The organism is Natrinema sp. DC36 (assembly GCF_020405225.1).
Taxonomy (GTDB): Archaea; Halobacteriota; Halobacteria; order Halobacteriales; family Natrialbaceae; genus Natrinema.
Genome location: NZ_CP084472.1, coordinates 1550566 through 1568730, shown reverse-complemented (window position 1 = coordinate 1568730; position 18165 = coordinate 1550566). Strand labels below are relative to the sequence as shown.

Here is an 18165-nt window from a genome sequence, read left to right as displayed (position 1 = left end):
AGTGCACCACAGCACGAGTGCTACTACTCCACCAACGAGAGTAAACGGGGACCGTGGTCCTGTCGTCCCTTTCGGCCGGCGGTACAGCCGAGTTCCTTGAGTACGTCAACACCGAATACGCCGGAGAGTATCAACGGGAGGACCGGCCGGCTACCGACGTCGCCCAAGAAGAACGGCACCTGGACGGGGACGACATCGACGAATCAGCTGACGAGCAAACGAGGCTTCCCTTCCGTTCACCCACTGGTAACATCGTTGTTACCAACATATACAGCCAATAGAGCTATTCGAAAACGGACCCGACATGATGACGACGAGGGGGAATGGGTTCAGTCGTTGCCTGACAGAATCCGTCCGACACGAGACAGACGGTCCCTCGTCTTCCGAGATCGAATCACGTTCCGACGTGAAGCCAATTGTCACGCACATCGGTCTCGGACCCTCCCCTGGCGACAGATCACCTACAGGGGATGGGGGCTCAACGCTGGCCGCTGGCCGGCGTTTCTGCGATGCATGTGTTTATACGGGAAGCCGCGGCCAACGGCGGTGATGTCACTCACCGATAGACGCGAAGATCTCTCGATCGCCGTCGCAGTGAACTCCCCTCTCCTCCTCGCTCACGGCTGACGCCGTTCGCTCCTCGAGGGTAGCGTGAGACCTTCGGTCTCGCGGACCATGCAAACGGCGGCGAAGCCGCCGTGAGCAGATACGGCTTCCTGCTTCCAAGACGCGCTTTGCAGACACAGGTGTATCCACAGGGAGCGTAGTCTCCACAGGCGTTCGAAAATCACTGTGCGATTTTCGCAGCCTCTCGGAGAGCAGCGCTCTCAGTGGTCGGCGAATCTCTGATTCACCTCGACACCAGAATCGCGCCGCGATTCTGAGGACGGTTCTTCGGAGTGTCCCACTCCTATATCTTCGCGGCCGGGCAGATGGCCGTGTTCAGATTAATAGCTTCGCTCGATCAAGCGGGTACATGTATGGGGTCGCATCCTCGAGATCGAGGATCAGTTCATCGGTACTGCAGAGATGTCTCAATCCGAGTGTCGAGTTGATCCGGCAAGTACTGTCACGGAGCGACCGGAGGAAGCGAGGAGGCTGGGGTAGTTCACACGAGGAGCTGAATGTCGGATTCGGCCATGTGTTGCAGCGCGGTGGCCGCGCCGACGCCCGTCGTCACGCCGTCGTAGAAGTCGTCTTCGTCGTAGTCCATCAGCTCGATGGTCATCTGGCAGGCCTGCAGATCGACGCCGCTCTCGAGCGAGAGGTCGATTAGTTCCTCGATGGTGGCGGTCCCGTTCTCGTCGATCTTCTTCCGCATCATTCTCGTTGCCATCGCGTCCATCCCGGGCAGTGCAGCGACGGCGTTCGGAACCGGCATGTTCGGGTTCCCGACGGCGCTCAGCTTGAGGTCCGTCGACTTCTCTTCGTGAAGGATGTCGAGCCCCCAGAACGTGTGGAAGACGACGACCTCCCAGCCGAAGGCGGCCGCCGTGCTCGCGAGGATCAATGGTGGATACGCCATGTCGAAGCTCCCCTGCGTCGCGACGATGGTCAACTTCTTCTGCTCGTCGCCCGCGTTCGCCTCCGCGACTGATTCCTCTAATTCCTCGACGCGCTCGCGCAGTGCCTGCAACTCGGCGGCGTCGAACTCGGGCTTGGCGTCCGTCTCGTCGGCCGACGATGTTGGGTTATCCGTACTCATTATTCTGTTTTCTTCACGTAGTGGGTGTAGAGATCGTCGGCTTCCTCTTGCTCGAGGAGTTCGACGCCGCCGGTGCCGTCAGCCCACCCCTGAATGTCGCTCATGCTGCCCGAATCAGTCGCAACGACCTCGAGGACGTCGCCGGCCTCGAGATCGTCGATCGCTTGCTTGGTTTTCACGATGGGCATCGGGCAGGACTGTCCTTTCACGTCGAGCGTCTCCGTAACGGTGTATTCCGAACTCATGTTCATCTATGTGCTCTGTATTGGAGCTATCACACAATATCATTTGCGACCATAAAACCCGTCGATTATTGTTCAATATTCGAACAACTGCGGCGCGGGATCGGTTGCGACAGCAATATCGAAATTTCACAAACGCGTTCAAACAAACTCATTTCGCATATTCGAGCATCTAATCAGTATTGCTCCGAACTTCGCACACATTGGTATTGTGTAATAAGTAAAATACCATGCAAACTCTTAAGTGATCGCAGGCGGTACTGAGGGATGTACAACATGGACGAGACGGACTTTCCAACGCCAGACGTTGAAGTCGAATCGGTCAGCCCTGACAGGCTGAAGGAGCGAATCGACGCGGGTGATGATGTCACACTCCTCGACACCCGCATGGAATCGGAGTACGAGGAGTGGCGAATCGACGGCGAAACCGTCGAATCGATCAACGTGCCGTACTTCGAGTTCCTGGATGACGAGATCGACGACGACGTCCTTGCGCAGATTCCCGACGACCGCGAAATTACGGTCCTCTGTGCGAAGGGCGGCTCGAGCGAATACGTCGCCGGAACGCTGAAAGAGCGCGGCTACGACGTCGATCACCTCGAGGACGGGATGAACGGCTGGGCGCGCATTTACGAACGCGTCGAAGTCGAGCGCTACGACGGCGACGGAACGCTCTACCAGTACCAGCGTCCCTCGAGCGGCTGTCTCGGCTATCTCGTCGTCGACGGCGACGGGGCGGCCGTGATCGACCCACTGCGCGCGTTCGCGGATCGATACCTCGAGGACGCGGACGATCTGGGAGTCGATCTGCAGTACGCGATCGATACGCACATCCACGCGGACCACATCTCCGGCGTCCGTGAACTCGCCGACGAGGGCGTCGAGGGCGTCATCCCCGAGGCGGCGGTCGACCGCGGCGTCACCTACGCCGACGAGATGACGCTCGCAGCGGACGGCGACGAATTTCGGGTCGGCGACGCGACGATCGAAACCGTCTCCACGCCCGGTCACACCTCCGGGATGACGTCGGACCTGATCGACGACTCGCTGCTCGCTACTGGCGACGGCCTATTCGTCGAGAGCGTCGCCCGTCCCGACCTCGAGGAGGGCGACGACGGTGCTCCCGAGGCGGCGGCCCAGCTCTACGAGTCGCTACAGGAGCGCGTCCTGACGCTACCCGACGACACGCTCATCGGCAGCGCTCACTTCAGCGATGCTGCCGAGCCCGCCGATGACGGCACGTACACGGCACCGATCGGCCAGCTCACGGACGAGATGGACGCCCTGACGATGGACGAAGACGAGTTCATCGAGCTGGTCCTCTCGGCCATGCCGCCCCGACCGGCCAACTACGAGGACATCATCCCCACCAATCTCGGACAGCAGGAGGCCGACGACGAGGAGGCGTTCGAGCTCGAGCTCGGCCCGAACAACTGTGCGGCCAGCCAGGAATCGCTGGCAGGCGACTGATCACCGTGCTCGAGATCGCAATGCTCGCCGAACTCCTTGCTCCGGGTCAGATCGTGCCCGCCGAGCCGTTTCCCAACGGCATCTCCCGGTACGCGATCGGTGGACTGCTTGTCGGTCTCGGCGCGGTCGTCATCTACCTCGGGACGGGAATCGCCGCGGGCGCGAGCACGTTCCTCGAGTCGACGCTGTCGTACGTCTCGGACCAGTCACGGTTCCAGCAGTACCGCGCCTCCCGGGACTGGCGCGTCGTCTTCACGCTGGGAATCATCCTCGGAGCGGCCGTCTACGCCGTCGTCTGGCAGGGCGGGACGTGGACGACCAACGTCCAGCCCTGGCGGCTCCTGCTCGGCGGCGTCCTCGTCGGAATCGGGACGCGCGTCGGCAAGGGCTGTACGTCGGGCCACGGCGTCTGCGGCGTCGGTTCGGCCTCGAGAACGTCGATCGTCGGCGTGATCACGTTCCTGACGGTCGCGATTGTGACCGCTCAGATCGTCGCTGCACTGGGGGTGAGTCCGTAAGATGAGCGTCGAGACGCAACAAGCGCGGGATCAGCGATCCCGCGAACCGTCCGCGCGGCCATGCCGCGCGGAGACAACGGGCGGGTCTCGAGACGGCGAACGGGGAGGTGACGACCCGTGAGCAGCAATCGTCACCAGCTGTTCATGCCGCTGATCCTCCTCGGCGGCCTGATCTTCGGCTTCGGACTGGCGTACAGCCACATGGCCCGGCCGGAAGTCGTCCTGGACTTCCTCCAGTTCGACGACTTCGGCCTGCTGTTCGTCATGTTCGGTGCGGCGATCGTCTCCGGGATCGCGTTCGCCGTGATGCCCCGAGTCCGAGACGGTGCGCCGCTGACGGGCGACCGGTACGAACGTCGGCTGAAGTCGTTCGACCGGAACGTCCTGATCGGCGGCGGGATCTTCGGTATTGGCTGGGGGCTCTCGGGGATCTGCCCCGGTGCGGCCTACGCCAGCCTCGGGATCGGAAACGTCGCCATCCTATGGGCGCTCGTCGGCATGTTCGTCGGTGCGTACCTCCAGGGCGTCTGGCGCAGCAAGCGCGCCGTGACCGACGCCGCCCCGGCGGGAGGCGACTGACGCCGTTCGAATTCCGTGTTCCGAGAACTGAGACGGAGGATTTTCGTCCACTACTGGATCCGGGAACGAGACTGCTGTTCGCCACCGCGGCCGTCGCGAGCCTGTTCATGGTCTAGATGATCGGCGCCGGCTCGAGCGGCACGACGCCCTCTTTGCACCGGCCGTCGGCGCGAACGCGATTCCGAGGATGCGCGCGGCGTCACTTGTCGGTATCCTCGGTTTCGCCGGCGCGGTGACGCAGGGAAGGAGCGTCTCCGAAGCCGTTAATAACGGCCTCGTCGAAGGAATCAGCCTCGCGGCCAGCGGCGTCATGGTCGAGGCGAATTTCTTGTACTCTCGTGACGTTCCCTCGGTATGGGAACGCACGTACTCGTCCCGCTCGACGGCTCACCGCAATCGTGGGCCGCATTCGACCACGCGGTTTCGAATTACGACGGCGAGACGATCACGACGGTACACGTCGTCGATCCAATGGAGGGAATATACAGCGATTACGGAGGCGGCGGGTACTACGATGCGCAGGTCCACGATCGGGCCGTCGAACGCGGCGAAGAACTCGGCGAACAGGCGCACACCCGAGCAGACGACGCGGGGATTCTCGAGACGACCGTCCTCGAAACCGTAGTCGAAACGGGGCCGCCCGTACGAACGATACTCGAGTACGCTGATGAGAACGATGTCGACCACATCGTTATGGGTAGCCACGGTCGGACCGGCGTCGCACGGATTCTGCTCGGGAGCGTGGCTGAAACCGTAACGCGGCGATCGCCGGTGCCAGTGACGATCGTTCGATGACCGAGCGCACCGATCACGAAGCCTCGCGACGACTTCGGTTCGGAACGGCCTCGAGTTCGACTTCGACCTCGTTCCCTTGCCCATGTGAACTAGACGCACGATTCCGACGGTGAGGAGGGAAGCGACGGAAACGGAAGGACGACGTGGCGATCATCGTCAAAACGGTCGACGAGGAAGCCGGTTTCCGCTCGATCGCGACGAGCACGGCGACGCCCTCATCCGAATCAACTACGAGCGGGTCGTTCCCATGCGCGAGATTTTCGAGTACGTCGAACGATAGTAGCTACTGAAAGTCACTGCACAGCCGATCACACGATAGCGGTGCGATCAGTGTGTCCATCGTTTCAGTGGCTACGAGAGAGTCATTCAGAACCATGACCGGCATGCACAAACCGGTTCACTGACCGGTCGGGCCCGATTCACAGCCGGCGTCAGGCCGTTCGGTCCGGTGGAACGAGCATGACGTTTCCGTCCGCCCGTGCGACGACGTCTTCGGAGACGCTCCCGAGCAACAGTCGGCGGAGTCTGCTGTGCCCGCGCGAGCCGACGAGGATCGTCGTCGGCTCGTACTCCACCTCCGCGGCGAGGATCTCGTCTGCTGGATCACCCTGACGGACCGCTGTTCGCGTCTCGATTCCCCAGTCCTCGAGTTGCGTCACCAGCTCCGCCAGTCGCGCTTCGGGGTCGGCGTCCTCCGGAAGTTTCGGATCCTTCGGCGTTTCGACGTGGACCAGCGTGGCCTCCCGCGTCGCGTGACGGAGGTACGAGAAGGCTTCGAACGCCCGTTCGGCGTTCTCCGAGAAGTCCGTCGCGTACAGCATCCGCCGAAACAGGTGTTCGCGGACGACGGCCGGCTCGTCCGCCCCGCGTTCGATCCGGTTGACCAGCAGCGGAACGACCGTCGTCCGCGCGAGGTTGCGCGCGGTCGAGCCGATGATGCGGTTCTCGAGCGGGCTCTTTCCTCGCGAGCCGACGACCGTGAGGCTGGCGCCGACCGCCTCTGCGATCCCGTTGATGCGTCGATGGGGCGTCCCGCGAACGACGTGTGCCTCGACGTCGAAGCCGGCGTCTTCGATGACGCGGCGGTAGCGCTCGAGCGCCTGCTCGCGTCGTTTCTCGAAGTCCATCCCGGGCATGCCCGCGTGGACGTTCGACGGGATCACGGTCACGAGGTGGATCTCCTCGACGCCGATTCGGCCGAGACACTCGAGGCAGGTCTCGTTCTCGATCGTCGCCTCACTGGCGGCGGAGAGGTCGGTCGCACAGATCGCTTTCATACTACTCGTAGGACCGACGCCATAATATTGTTTGTGGTTACCAATACCAAATCCGCGCTACCGGTCGTGACCGACGGAGACGGTGATCCGGTCACCGGCAACTATCAGCCAGTAACACTCTGTTGATCTGAATGGTGGAACCGCGCGACGTAGTCGATCCGACCGCGCGCGAACTGTACGGGCCGATCGTCGAACGAACTATATGGCTGTATAAGTTATTTGAATATCTCCGTAGGTTAGCCGTGAGATTGACTGCAGTAATATTGTGCGCAATTCCCAAAAGCGTTATACCCCTCCTCCGGGTAGTCGATATTGAGTAGAAAACCATGGTTCGCACACAACCGAACGGTGATGGTCGATCCAGATGATCGATCTCGCCGCGTATTCGCCAGCAGTACAAGCAGGCGCGCTCGTTGGCGCCGTCCTCCTCGAAGCGTTCGTCCTCTACGTGGCGTACGGGGGACTCGAGCGGGTCGCAACGCCAGTCGTCGAACGAATCAAACACGCATAGATGGAGCTATTCGGAATCGCACTGATGACGCTCGTACTGTTCGTGGGCTTTGGCTTCATGGTCGGCGTACTGTTCGGCTTCTTCGGTATGGGCGGGTCGTTCCTCGTCACGCCCGCGTTACTCGTGATGGGGTATCCTGCCCGGGTCGCCGTTGGGAGCGGAATGGCGTTCGTCTTCGGGACGGCCGTCATCGCGACGCTGAAACACCACGACCTGGGACAGGTCGATTACAAACTCGGCGGGTTGATGATCGTCGGAACGTCGGTCGGCATCGAGATCGGCCGAATCGGGGTGTTCTACCTCGAGGGACTGGGCCTCGCCAGCGGCGTTATCGGTGTCACGTATGTCGTCTTGCTGGGCGTGATCGGCGTGTTCGTCACGCGTAACGCGCTCAAAAACGACGGCAGTGATAGTTCCGGTGGCGGGCACCACGACACGGCTGACGAAGCGATCGATCCGGACGCGATCCCCGATATCGCGAAGAAGATCCAGTCGTACCGCGTCCCGCCGATGATGACGATCGCGGGCGGCATCCAGGTCTCGCTGTGGATGGTCCTCGGCGTCGCGTTCACGACGGGGCTGCTGTCGGGCTTCCTCGGCGTCGGCGGCGGGTTCATCCGCATGCCCGCGATGTTCTACCTCATCGGGGTGCCCGTTCCCGTCGCGGTCGGGACCGATCTGTTCGAGATCGTCTTCTCGGGCGGAATCGGTTCGTTCCTCTACGGGATGGAAGGCGGCGTCGACCTCTCGATCGTCGCGCCGCTACTCGCGGGGAGCGCGCTGGGCGCTAGAATCGGGTCGGCCGCGACTGGCATCGTCAACGAAGACGACATCAAGATCTACTTCGGGCTGATGCTCCTGGGTGGATCGATCGCCGTGGCGTTCCAGCAGGCCGGCGACTACCTCGGGATCGAGATCTTCAACACGATCGGCTTCGCCCTGATCCTGCTCTCGGCGTTCATGGTCAGCGGGGCCGTGGTCTACAGCACGATCTCGACGATGCGAGCCCAGACGAAGGCGTCTGTAACGTCCGCGGACTGACGCAACAAACGCCGCTCACCCCGTTCTGGTCCCGGCTCATTGAGATTGTACAATACTCACAAAATCCTTATACGGACGCGTTCCCTCTCTCGAGATAGTACAATGGCTAACTCGATGGCGGAACAACTGCAGCAGGACATGGAGTGTGAAGGGCTACTCGAGTGCATCCACGGGCTCAAGCAACTTGACAAGGAGTGTTTCCGCGTGCTCGTCGAAAGCGAGGAAGCGCTGACGATCGACGAGGTCGCCGACCGGGTCGACCGCGAGCGCTCCACTGCGTATCGATCGATTCAGCGACTGCTCCAGAGCGGTTTCATTCAGAAAGAGCAGATCAACTACGACCAAGGCGGCTACTACCACGTCTACTACCCGACTGATCCGACCCAGATCGCGAACGACATGCAGCGGATGCTGAACGACTGGTACGCGAAGATGGGGCAGCTCATTCAGGAGTTCGAGGACAAGTACGAACACGCCGAGGCTGACACCGAAATCCCCGCCCAGAGCTAATTGTCAAACGGACACTACTTACTTTCACTCTTACTCACCTCAACCGCTCTCGGGTCGTTTCGCTGACTGGAGTCCGCTGACAGGCCTACCGCTTCACAGTAGTTAGTAATGACGACCGAATTCTCGAGTCGTCAACGTCACGTCCGAGAATTCGAATCGGGAAAGGACGAGTGATACCGGCAGTTTCGATCGGTCCGTCGGGTAGTGACGTTCGTTCGGTTGGCGGATGCACATGACTCCGAAGCGGTGATGACGATTCGTCTATTTGCAGCAATCCACGCCCATACGAGGCTCGTCCGTTTATCTCACAACATCGTCTCAGTAGCCACGGATAGAACTGGATATTCGTAAACTCCTAGTAGAAGGAGCACCTCATACCAGCTAATGACCTACGAACACTTGGACTCAGATCTGGTAAACAAACTGCTCGACGACGGCCGAGCGAGCCTCCGCAGTCTCGCCGAGGAACTCGACGTCTCCGTCACGACGGTCTCGAACCACCTCTCCGACCTCGAGGAGGAAGGTGTGATCGAGGGCTACACGCCGAAAGTAGACTACGAAGCGGTGGGGTACGATGTCACTGCCGTGATGCAGTTGAAAGCCGAAGGGAGTGCGCTTCCCGAAATCACGCAGACGCTGAAGGACCACCGCCAGATGATCTCCGTCTACGAGGTCACGGGGGATTACGACGTGATCGCCATCGGGAAGTTCAAAGATACGGACGACATGAACGACGAAATCAAGTCTCTGATCACCGATCCCGACATTAACCAGTCGAATACGAGCATCGTGCTGAACGCCGTCTCCGAAAACGAACAGTTCGAACTCGATACGGAGTAACCGCGTTCAGTCATCGAGCTATTGAGAGGGCTCGATGGCAACCCCGGACGGCCGATCTCCGCTCGTTCGGTAGCGACGGCTCGAGTGTGATTCTCCGAGCGGAGTGCCGAATTACTCCGTTCTCGAGGACGGAAACAGCCGATTGCCCGTCAGGGCGGTATACTAACAGTCGGTTATTGTGTGATACTAACTACCGCTGTCCAACGAGACAAATACAGCGAATCGACGCTCCCGAAGAAATATATTCCATACCATAAACTGTGGAAGCTTCTATTGAGTCGGACGGTCTCTCTCGAGAGGCACCATGGCATATGGTATCAACCCCGAAGAGAGGTACAGCTACGGGGAGGTGAGCGACGCGGATCGTCGTGACTTTCTCAAAGCCCTCGGCGTCATCGCCGGCGGCGGTATCGCCGGTGCGACGCTGCACGATCTCCGCGCGGAGGTCTCGAGTGGCGCCGCGGAGGGGCTCGCCGAGATGGGCGAGGCCGTTCGCGGTGGACTAACGGGAACGCTCGACGCGGCGCTGTTGAACGAGCAACTAGCGGGGCTCGAGGAGAGCTTCGAACTGTTGCCCGAACTGGAGTCGATGGGAATTCCCGAGCAGGGGGCGTCGGCGTACCAGGAGCTGACGACGGCAGCGTGGGCGATCAATGACCACCTCTCGGAGGTCGGCTTCTTCGCGAGCGCCGAGGAGAACTTACCCGCGTTCGAGCCCGAACACATCGAGGCGACGACGCGACAACTCCTGCACATCGAGGCGCTGCCGGCGACGCTTGCCGAGATCGGGTTCGCCGAGGCGGAACAGACGGCGCTGGTGACCAACATCGTGAACTCGCGCGAGCAGCTGTCGTGGTGGATGGCGACGCCGGATTATCCGCCGGCGGAGGCTGTCGACGACGGCGTCGTTCACGAGTACGTCGCGCCGCTCCACCAGCGGGCCGCGGAGGGGTCGCTGCTGTGGATCGACGGACTCGATCACTATCTCTGGCAGCGGGAGCCGCTGGTCACTGACGAGATGATTGGCAGAGGGCTCTGGGACACCAAGACGATGCTCGGCGGGTACTACCTGCTGGGCGCTGCCGCGCGCGACCTCGCGGCCGGCGACATCGCCGACGACCATCTGACGACGCTGACGACCGCCAGTACCGCGATCATGATCATCGGGCAGGAGTTCCTCATCAACGACGTCATCCGGATTACGGACGACAAGCGTGCGCCGAGGAACCCGGCACCGCTATCCAGGTGAATCCGAATATGACCTACGAATCCCACCTCATCGAACTACCGGAAGACGCACCGTGGAACGAAAAACCGGGCGAATCAGTCATCGAACAGGGAAACATCGACCAGATACCCGAAGTGGACGTCACCGAGGAGGATCTCGCGCAGACGGGCGAGGAGCCGACCAACTGGCTCATCATGGGCGGCTCGTACGAAGCCCAGCGCCACACGACGGCCGACGTGATAACGCCGGAGAACGTCGATCAGCTCGAGGCCGAGTATCGACTCGAGGTTGCGGACGATCCGAACGACTTCCAGGGCTCGCCGATCGTCGTGGACGGCGACCCGCCGACCATGTACACGACGGTCGGCCCGGACATGCTGTACGCGATCAACGCGCGAACGGGGGAACTCCTGTGGACGCACTTCTACGAACCCCTCGTGGGTGCGTCCGACGCGACGCCGCCCGCTGAACGTGGGCCCGCGGTCCTCGGAGACACGGTCTACAAGAGCACGCTCGATCTGGGCGTCATCGCGATCAATCGGTACACCGGCGAAGAGCAGTGGTATTACAACGGCGCGGCCGCCTATCGCGGCGAAGTCGCCGATGATCTCATGCACGAGGAACTGATGTGGGAGCGATCCCGGGGGACCACGTCGTCGTTCCCGCCGCTGATCTACGACGGCATGCTCATGAAGGGCAGCTTCGGCGGCGAGTTCGGCGTCAGCGGCTTCTTCGACGCGATCAGCCTCGAGGACGGGAGCCCGCAGTGGCGCGTCAACATGACGCCGGAACACGAGTGGGTCGGCGACTCGTGGCAACACGGCGGTGCGACCGCCTGGGCGTCGGGCGCGATCGATCCTGACGCCGGATCGGTCGTTATCCCGTCGGCGAATCCGGGACCGTGGTACGGCACCGTTCGACCGGGATACAACCCCTACTCCTGTGGCAAAGTCGCCGTCAACGCCGCGGACGGCGAGTATCAGTGGCACCATCAGGACTCCCCCCACGACTGGTGGGACTACGACTCGCCGAGTCCGCCGGTCGTCTTCGAGGCGGACGTCGACGGCGAGACGCGAAAATTCGCGACGTGGCCCGGCAAGACGGGCTGGGTGTACACGGTCGATATGGAGACCGGGCAGCTCCACCAGCGTAGCGACGAGTACGTCCAGCACCTCAATATGTACAGTCTGCCGCCGTACGACGACCTCGAGAGCGCGCCCTGGATCATGCCGGATCTCATCGGCGGGACCAATCCGCAGCCCAGCGCGTACGATCCCGAGACGCAGACGTTAGTCGTCAAAGGGACCAACTACCCGATCAAGTTCTCCTGGTTCGAGGTGGAGTACGAGGCGGGAGAGACCTACATCGGGATGGACACCGTGCGGCGGACGGAACCGGTTAACGTGGGAGAGGAAGACCCGGAGGACACCACGGACGTCGCCGAAGAGGGCGAACAGCGGGAGAGCGGTGCAGCACCCGGCGAGGAAGACGGCGAGAACGGGGTTGAAGTCGGCGAGCAGCGAGAAGGCGACGAGACGCCCGGAAACGAGACGGCAGCGATCGGTAACGAAACGGCGGCCGTCGGTAACGAAACGGACGGCGACGCTGGCGACGAATTACACGAGGCACGGGAACGGGATGACGGAGACGACGAAGACGAAGAGGCGGCCGAAGAAGAGGAAGCGGCCGAAGACGAGGACGCACAGGAGGAGGTGCTACCGCAGTTCGACGACGAACCGGTGGAGGAGTGGAATCAGATGGCCGGCGTCGTCGCCGGAATCGATCCGATCACCGGCGAGGTGAAGTGGCAGAACTGGTTCAGCTGGGAGGCCGGGCCGCCGTGGGGCGGCTCGCTGACGACCGCGACGGGCGTGACCTTCGCCGGCGGTCCGCTTGGCCACCTCCACGCCTTCGATACCGAGACGGGCGAACGGCTGGCCGCGCTCACGGTCGGCGATCACGGCGTCGACGGTGCACCGATGAGCTGGTACGACCCGACCGAAGGGAAACAGTACGTCGCGATTCCCGGCGGTGGCGGGAATCAGGTCGAAGAAGAGGGCAATACGATCGCCGTCTTCTCGCTCGAGGAGTAACGCTGTCGAACCGCCGAGAGAAATTTTTTGCGTCGAACGCCGCCACGGGAAGCGTTCGGATCCGAGTCCGAGACCGTCACGGTCAGAGTCAGCGGCCCGAGAGCCGGCGGCGAGGCGGTTACTCCCCGGCCGTCTCGTTGCCGTCCGCTGCTCCGTCGCTAACCGTTTCGTTATCAACCGCCGCCGTCTTGTTGTCGGCGGCTGCCGCCCCATCGTCGGTCGTTTCGTTGCCGGCAGCCGTCTCGTTGCCCGTTTCCGCGTCGGCTTCGGCCGCCATTTCGCCGCCGTCGCCGTCCTCGGCCGGGACGAGCCGGTGGACCGCACCGTCGCCCTCCACCGTCGACGTGGTGGTGGTGAGAACGTAAATCTCGCCGTCAGCGCCCTCGCCGAAGGCGTAGACGAATCCGGACGGACGACCGTTCTCTGCGGCCTCGCCCTGGAGTTGGATCTGTGCGATTGGCCACAGCCCCCGCTGGGTAGTTCCCTGAGCGCCGTCGCTGTCCCCGCCATCGCCGTCGGTCTCGTTTCCGTCGCCTTCATCGTCACCGTCCGTCGGTGGATCGAGGAAGAGGTCCTCGGGACCACCGCCGTCGGCGTCCTCGGGCCAGCTCTCGGGCGGACGGGCGAGGAAGACCGTGCCCGGACTCTCGCCGTCGAGGCTCCAGTCGCCGAAGATATACGCCCCCTCGAGTGCGTCTATTTCGCCGCCCTCGTAGAGGTAGCCGCCGGTGATCGAGACGCCGATCTGGTCGCCGACGACGCCGCCGTTGGCGCGAGTTCCGTTGACTGCCGTTTCGTTGCCGCCATCGCCACCGCCCTCAGTCATATTGCCGCCAGCGTTGCTATCGTCTTCGGTCATTTCGGTGGTGGTATTGCCGCCGTTCTCGGTCGTATTTCCGGCGCCGTCACCACCGTTGGTCCCGTTCCCGGCGGCGTCGTTCGGGGACTGGATGATCCCGAGCTCGTGAGGATACTCCAGCACCGGGTCGAGCAACGGTTCGCCCCCGCGGACGTCGTCCGGAGTGGTGTTCGGGCACTCGTCCGGCGGTGTCGTCGGCGTTTCCGTGCTGAAGCAGTAGGTTCCCTCCTTGACGTTCCAGCTGTAGTTGCCACCCGCCCGGACGTGGTTGACGCTCTCGATGAGGTTCTGACCGACGTCAGCAGCGAGGAGTTCGCCGTCGTCCGTGAACGACATTCCCCAGGGGTTCCGGAAGCCCCAGGCGTAGTGTTCGCCGCGGTGGCCCTCCTGATCGACGAGCGGGTTGTCGTCGGGAATCCCGTACGGTTGCTCGTCTGACTCCACGTCGATGTCGAGTCGCAGGATTCCGCCGAGGAGGTTCTCCTCCGTATCCTGCCCGTTGCCGCCGTCGTTGTCGTCGTACCAGTCGTCGACGTGACCCAATCCGGTGTCGTTCGCACCGCCGCCGTCGCCGGATCCCACGTAGAGGTAGCCGTCGGGACCGAAAGCGATCGAACCGGAGTTGTGATTGAACTGCGGCTCCGGAATCTCGAGGATCCGCCGCTCGGACTCGGGATCGGCCGTCTCGTTGTCGTCGCTCGCGGTCCGGAACTCCGAGAGGACGAACGTGTGATCGTAGTCCTCCGGCATGTCCTCCTGTAACGGCGCGCTGTAGCGGACGAAGAACCGTCCGTTCTCCTCGAAATCGGGGTGGAAGGCGAGCCCGAGCAGTCCGCGTTCGTCGAACTCCATGAGCTCGACGATCCGGTCCGAAATGTCGAGGAACGGCTCATCCTGAAGGCCGTCCGGGCCGTGGACATAGATCTGCCCCGTCTGATCGGTGACGAACCGTCGGTCGGCGTCCTCGTCGGGAACCGTGAGGCTCGTCGGCGCAGTTAGTTCCCCTTCAGCGACCGTCTCGAGGCCGACGGTCGGTCCTTCGCCGATGTATTGCCCGGGTTGCTCGGCACCGCCGGCGGCCGTCTCGTCGACGAACTCGATGTCGCCGCGCATCGAGACCGGATGCGGGCCGCAGTAGTACTGCGCCATCCCTTCCTGCGCCTCGAACTCGACCGTCTGCGTCTCGCCGCTCTGCGAGACGATCTCGGTCGAGACGAACTGCTCGTCGCCGCCCTCGCTCTCGATGTTGAAGTTGTGGGGTGCACCGTCGAGGTTCTCCCACGTGAGCGTGTAGGTCTCGCCCTGCTCGAGCTGGAGGGTCGGATTTCGTTCGTCCGCGATGGCGTCCGGCGCGAGCCCGACCCAGGCGCTTATTCGCCCTCCGAGTTCGATCTCGCCGGTGATGGTGTCTTCCTGGGCCGTCGCCGGCAGCGCGAGGCCCGCGACGGAGAGCGCCGCGGTCGAGCGGAGGATCGTCCGCCTCGATGTCGCCGTTTTGGAGTCGTCGTTCCGTGTCATAGTGGTCCAGTACGCCGTGTCGGACCGCGGGGACCACGGTTCGGTTCGCCACGCGAATCCGCCCGCGTACTGGATAGCGTCGTGTCGATATATCGCAATAAACTGACTCGATCGTTCCCCGCGCAAGATCAACTTGGTCTATAGCCCGACGGATAATCCCCCGTTAGTACGTCCTAAGGACGTTTTTCCACACGGATTATCGATCCGTACCGCTCGAATCCCCCGCTCGATTCATTTCGAACCCATGGGTCAATTTCCCTCGAGTCAGAGAGACTGGGTTCCATCCGCGAACCGACTCGAGACGGGACTATCGTCGTTGGCTACAGGTAGTTTGCAACCCAGTAGGCGATATAGAGTCCGAACAGGGCGACACCGCCGACCCGGGTGACACGGCCTCGCGCGAGCATGAGCGTCACGACGAGCACGCAGCCGGCGAGAAACGGCCAGTGAACCGCCAGGACGTCCCCGCCCGTACTGATCGGATGGAGCAATGCGATGATCCCGACGTTGGCCGTCATGTAGAAGACCGTGCTCCCGACGACGTTCCCGATGGCGAGTTCCGGTTGATTCCGTCGAACCGGTTCGACGGTGAGGGCCAGTTCCTCGATCGAGGCGATGAAACTCAGTACCGTGGCACCGAACGCGAGCCCCGAGATACCGAACGCGACGAAAATTCCTTCGGCGCTGACCACCGTGATACCCGAGCCGATCGTCAGTCCGATCACGGCGAGGACGGCGATGCCGAGATTGAAGAGCCCGCTTCGATGCTCGAACGATGGCACGAACTCGTCGATATCGAGGTCGAAATCCGGGCCGTTCGATCGGTCTCCGCGCGCTCTCGAGTCGTCGCCGTTCGATGTGGCCGGACTCCGATCCGTACTCGCGTCCGGTTCGGCATCGAAGTCGACTACTTCCTGCAGTTCCGTCGAAAGCAGATACGTCGTTTCGGCGCGGCGTTCGTGCCAGAAGATGTAGGCGAGCAGCGGGACGAACAGCCCGAGGAGGGCCGCTCCCTCGAGCGGGCCGATCGTTCCTCCGAGCGACAGCGCGAACGCGGGAACGGGTACGAGAACCAGCATCACGAGATAGGTCCGGGGAACGTCCATCCGAAACGGGACGAGGATCCCCGCGAGCCCGACGGCGACGGCGAGGACGAACAGCGACTCCCCGAAGACCGTCCCGAGCGCGAGCCCCGGAAGGTCGACGAACGCCGCGGTGACGCCGAGGACGGCGTTCTCGAGGTCGACGCCGGCCAGTACGACCGCGAGAAAGAAGCCGGAAACGCCGAGCGAGACGGCGCTCTGGGCGACGGCTTCGATGAAGATCTCGACGCACCAGATCACCAGCACGACGCCGACGAGAAACAGGCCGAGGAGGGCCGCCGTCGAACTCGGAACGACCATGTCCGTGAATCTACACCACGGTCGTACTTAATTGTCGACTGCGGTCACGACGAAATGCGACGGAGCGGCTGGAGACGGTCTGCGGGTGGGGAAATCGCCAGTTCAGCGCCCCAATTGCCGTGGTCGTCGTAGCGCTGCCAGCGAAGGCGGTTCCGCGAACTCACCGCGGATCAGCCACTGATCGGAACGCCACCGAAGACGACGATCGCGATCAGCCAGTAGGCGACGTAGAGCCCGCCGAGGAGGAAGCCGTGCCACCGCTTCAGTTTCCCCTGAGAGAGGAAGTACGCGGCGAGGGCGGTCACGACGATCACCGTCGGGAGATGGAACGTGAGCACGGATCGAGAGATCTCGAGGTCGCTGAGGAGCATGATGACGCCGACGTTGCCCGTCACCGAGAAGAGGACGCTCCCGATGACGTTTCCGACGCCGATCTCGGGGACGCCCCGTCGGACCGGCTCGATCGTCAGCATGACGTCTTCGAAGGTGAGGATCACCGTTAGCACTGTCGCCCCGAAAACGGTCTCCTCGAGGCCGAACCCGTCGATAACGACCTCAGACCCGGCCTCGAGCAACATCGACGAGAACACGATGCCGATCAGTGCGAGGACGGAGAGGGAGAGCCAGAGCCACCCGGACGCGGAGCGACCGCCGACGAGTCGGTCCTCGGAGATCTCCGAGAACTCCGCCGGCAACGCGACGCCGCCGTCGGCCTGTATCTCCTCGCCGAGTTCGGTGGTCCGGAACACCGGCGTGTCGCGCTGGTACTCTCGAGCGACGATGTACCCGAACGAGAGGACGAACGCGCCGAGGAGCAGCAGTCCGTGGACGAACGTCAGCGTTCCGACGAGAACGAACGGAATCAACAACAGCGGTGCCAGCGCGAAGAGGGCGATGTAATCGGCCGGAAGATCGACCGGGAAGGGGCTGATGATCGCGGCGAGCGCGAGCGTCACGCCGATGATCGCCAGTCCGGTTCCGAGCGCCGTCCCGAGGGCGGCACCCTCGAGGTCGCCGGCCGACAGAACGAGCGCGAGAATCGTGTCGTCGAACTCGAATCCGGTGAAGAGTATCGCGAGCGCGAACAGCGATATCTTCAGTTTCAGCGCCGCTCGCGTGAGATAACTGATCAGCTTTTCGACGCAGACCGTCAAGAGGACGCCACCGATGACGAGGACGAGCACCGCACCGAGGAGCCCCTGTGCCCCGACGAATCCCTCGATCGTCCCCTCGAGACCGCCTTCGTTCTCCGCCGCGTCGCCGTCTTCACCCGTACTTCCGTCGTCCTGGGCGACTACCGGTGCGACCGGAACTGCGACGAGCATCGCGGTTACCAGGAGAGCGGCGATGATTCGTCGGATCGATCGACGAGAGGGACGGCGTCTCGTACCGATCGAGCGCACCGCAGTCACGACCCTCGGTTGCCGCGAAGCGGTGGCGCTCTCGACGAGGACCTCGAGCATGTGGGTTCCGCATGCGAACCAGTGCCATATAGCTATCAGGCCGGGGGGATCAGTTCAGTGGAAATTTCTACACGGAATCCGTGGGAGATCTCTACACGGGCCTGTTGAATACC

Annotated in this window: 17 protein-coding genes and 2 pseudogenes; 13 read left to right on the top strand and 6 right to left on the bottom strand. The window is 62.6% G+C overall.

What is annotated here, in order from left to right:
* Nucleotides 1–53: 53 nt before the first annotated feature.
* Nucleotides 54–281 carry a hypothetical protein gene (locus LDH74_RS08415; RefSeq protein WP_226042058.1) on the top strand — a complete coding sequence of 76 codons (228 nt, stop codon included), beginning with the start codon at nucleotides 54–56 and terminating at the stop codon, nucleotides 279–281.
* A gap of 827 nt (nucleotides 282–1108) precedes the next feature.
* Here LDH74_RS08415 and LDH74_RS08410 read toward each other — a convergent pair.
* A complete protein-coding gene (locus LDH74_RS08410; RefSeq protein ID WP_226042057.1) occupies nucleotides 1109–1705 on the bottom strand; it encodes a DsrE/DsrF/DrsH-like family protein in 597 nt (198 codons plus the stop codon).
* Nucleotides 1705–1950 (bottom strand): sulfurtransferase TusA family protein, encoded by a 246-nt coding sequence (locus LDH74_RS08405; RefSeq protein WP_226042056.1) that lies wholly within the window; start codon nucleotides 1948–1950, stop codon nucleotides 1705–1707. Before LDH74_RS08405 ends, LDH74_RS08410 begins: the two co-directional genes overlap by 1 nt.
* 273 nt (nucleotides 1951–2223) lie before the next feature.
* Between LDH74_RS08405 and LDH74_RS08400 the strand changes: the two genes are divergently transcribed.
* The 6 genes and pseudogenes from LDH74_RS08400 to LDH74_RS08375 form a co-directional block, all read left to right on the top strand.
* Nucleotides 2224–3417: an MBL fold metallo-hydrolase gene (locus LDH74_RS08400; protein WP_226042055.1), complete on the top strand. Its 1194-nt coding sequence runs from the start codon at nucleotides 2224–2226 to the stop codon at nucleotides 3415–3417.
* A 20-nt stretch (nucleotides 3418–3437) separates the two neighbouring features.
* On the top strand, nucleotides 3438–3935 hold the full coding sequence (locus LDH74_RS08395; protein ID WP_226042512.1) for a YeeE/YedE family protein: 498 nt from the start codon (nucleotides 3438–3440) through the stop codon (nucleotides 3933–3935).
* Nucleotides 3936–4079: 144 nt separating this feature from the next.
* On the top strand, nucleotides 4080–4514 hold the full coding sequence (locus tag LDH74_RS08390) for a DUF6691 family protein (RefSeq protein WP_226042511.1): 435 nt from the start codon (nucleotides 4080–4082) through the stop codon (nucleotides 4512–4514).
* 53 nt (nucleotides 4515–4567) lie between these two features.
* Nucleotides 4568–4830: pseudogene (locus LDH74_RS08385) on the top strand (inorganic phosphate transporter); the annotation flags it as partial.
* 38 nt (nucleotides 4831–4868) lie between these two features.
* The gene (locus LDH74_RS08380) at nucleotides 4869–5309 is read left to right on the top strand and encodes a universal stress protein (RefSeq protein WP_226042054.1); all 441 of its coding nucleotides are present in this window, start codon (nucleotides 4869–4871) and stop codon (nucleotides 5307–5309) included.
* Between the two features lie 84 nt (nucleotides 5310–5393).
* A pseudogene (locus tag LDH74_RS08375) lies at nucleotides 5394–5583 on the top strand (DUF5785 family protein); the annotation flags it as partial.
* Between the two features lie 157 nt (nucleotides 5584–5740).
* Here LDH74_RS08375 and LDH74_RS08370 read toward each other — a convergent pair.
* Nucleotides 5741–6586 carry a universal stress protein gene (locus tag LDH74_RS08370; protein WP_226042053.1) on the bottom strand — a complete coding sequence of 282 codons (846 nt, stop codon included), beginning with the start codon at nucleotides 6584–6586 and terminating at the stop codon, nucleotides 5741–5743.
* A 364-nt stretch (nucleotides 6587–6950) separates the two neighbouring features.
* On the opposite strand from LDH74_RS08370, the gene LDH74_RS08365 reads away from it, so the two are divergent.
* The 6 genes from LDH74_RS08365 (at nucleotide 6951) to LDH74_RS08340 (ending at nucleotide 12809) form a co-directional block, all read left to right on the top strand.
* Complete coding sequence (locus LDH74_RS08365) at nucleotides 6951–7097, top strand: hypothetical protein (RefSeq protein ID WP_226042052.1); 147 nt, start codon at nucleotides 6951–6953, stop codon at nucleotides 7095–7097.
* Nucleotides 7098–8138, top strand: a complete 1041-nt coding sequence (locus LDH74_RS08360) for a sulfite exporter TauE/SafE family protein (protein WP_226042051.1) — start codon at nucleotides 7098–7100, stop codon at nucleotides 8136–8138. It begins immediately after the preceding gene.
* Nucleotides 8139–8240: 102 nt separating this feature from the next.
* Nucleotides 8241–8648, top strand: a complete 408-nt coding sequence (locus LDH74_RS08355) for a helix-turn-helix domain-containing protein (protein ID WP_226042050.1) — start codon at nucleotides 8241–8243, stop codon at nucleotides 8646–8648.
* A 384-nt stretch (nucleotides 8649–9032) separates the two neighbouring features.
* Nucleotides 9033–9488 carry an HTH-type transcriptional regulator Lrp gene (gene lrp / locus LDH74_RS08350; RefSeq protein WP_226042049.1) on the top strand — a complete coding sequence of 152 codons (456 nt, stop codon included), beginning with the start codon at nucleotides 9033–9035 and terminating at the stop codon, nucleotides 9486–9488.
* A 304-nt stretch (nucleotides 9489–9792) separates the two neighbouring features.
* The gene (locus tag LDH74_RS08345) at nucleotides 9793–10737 is read left to right on the top strand and encodes a twin-arginine translocation signal domain-containing protein (RefSeq protein WP_226042048.1); all 945 of its coding nucleotides are present in this window, start codon (nucleotides 9793–9795) and stop codon (nucleotides 10735–10737) included.
* An 8-nt stretch (nucleotides 10738–10745) separates the two neighbouring features.
* Nucleotides 10746–12809, top strand: coding sequence for a PQQ-binding-like beta-propeller repeat protein (locus LDH74_RS08340; RefSeq protein ID WP_226042047.1), 2064 nt, complete (start codon nucleotides 10746–10748; stop codon nucleotides 12807–12809).
* Nucleotides 12810–12927: 118 nt separating this feature from the next.
* On the opposite strand, the gene LDH74_RS08335 is transcribed toward LDH74_RS08340, so the two are convergent.
* The 3 genes from LDH74_RS08335 to LDH74_RS08325 all read right to left on the bottom strand — a co-directional run bounded on the left by LDH74_RS08335 (nucleotide 12928) and on the right by LDH74_RS08325 (nucleotide 17914).
* Nucleotides 12928–15186: a PQQ-dependent sugar dehydrogenase gene (locus tag LDH74_RS08335; protein WP_226042046.1), complete on the bottom strand. Its 2259-nt coding sequence runs from the start codon at nucleotides 15184–15186 to the stop codon at nucleotides 12928–12930.
* 320 nt (nucleotides 15187–15506) lie between these two features.
* Nucleotides 15507–16589, bottom strand: a complete 1083-nt coding sequence (locus tag LDH74_RS08330) for a sodium:calcium antiporter (RefSeq protein WP_226042045.1) — start codon at nucleotides 16587–16589, stop codon at nucleotides 15507–15509.
* Nucleotides 16590–16759: 170 nt separating this feature from the next.
* Entirely contained in the window at nucleotides 16760–17914 is a 1155-nt protein-coding gene (locus LDH74_RS08325) for a sodium:proton exchanger (protein WP_345778550.1), read from the bottom strand.
* Nucleotides 17915–18165 lie beyond the last annotated feature (251 nt).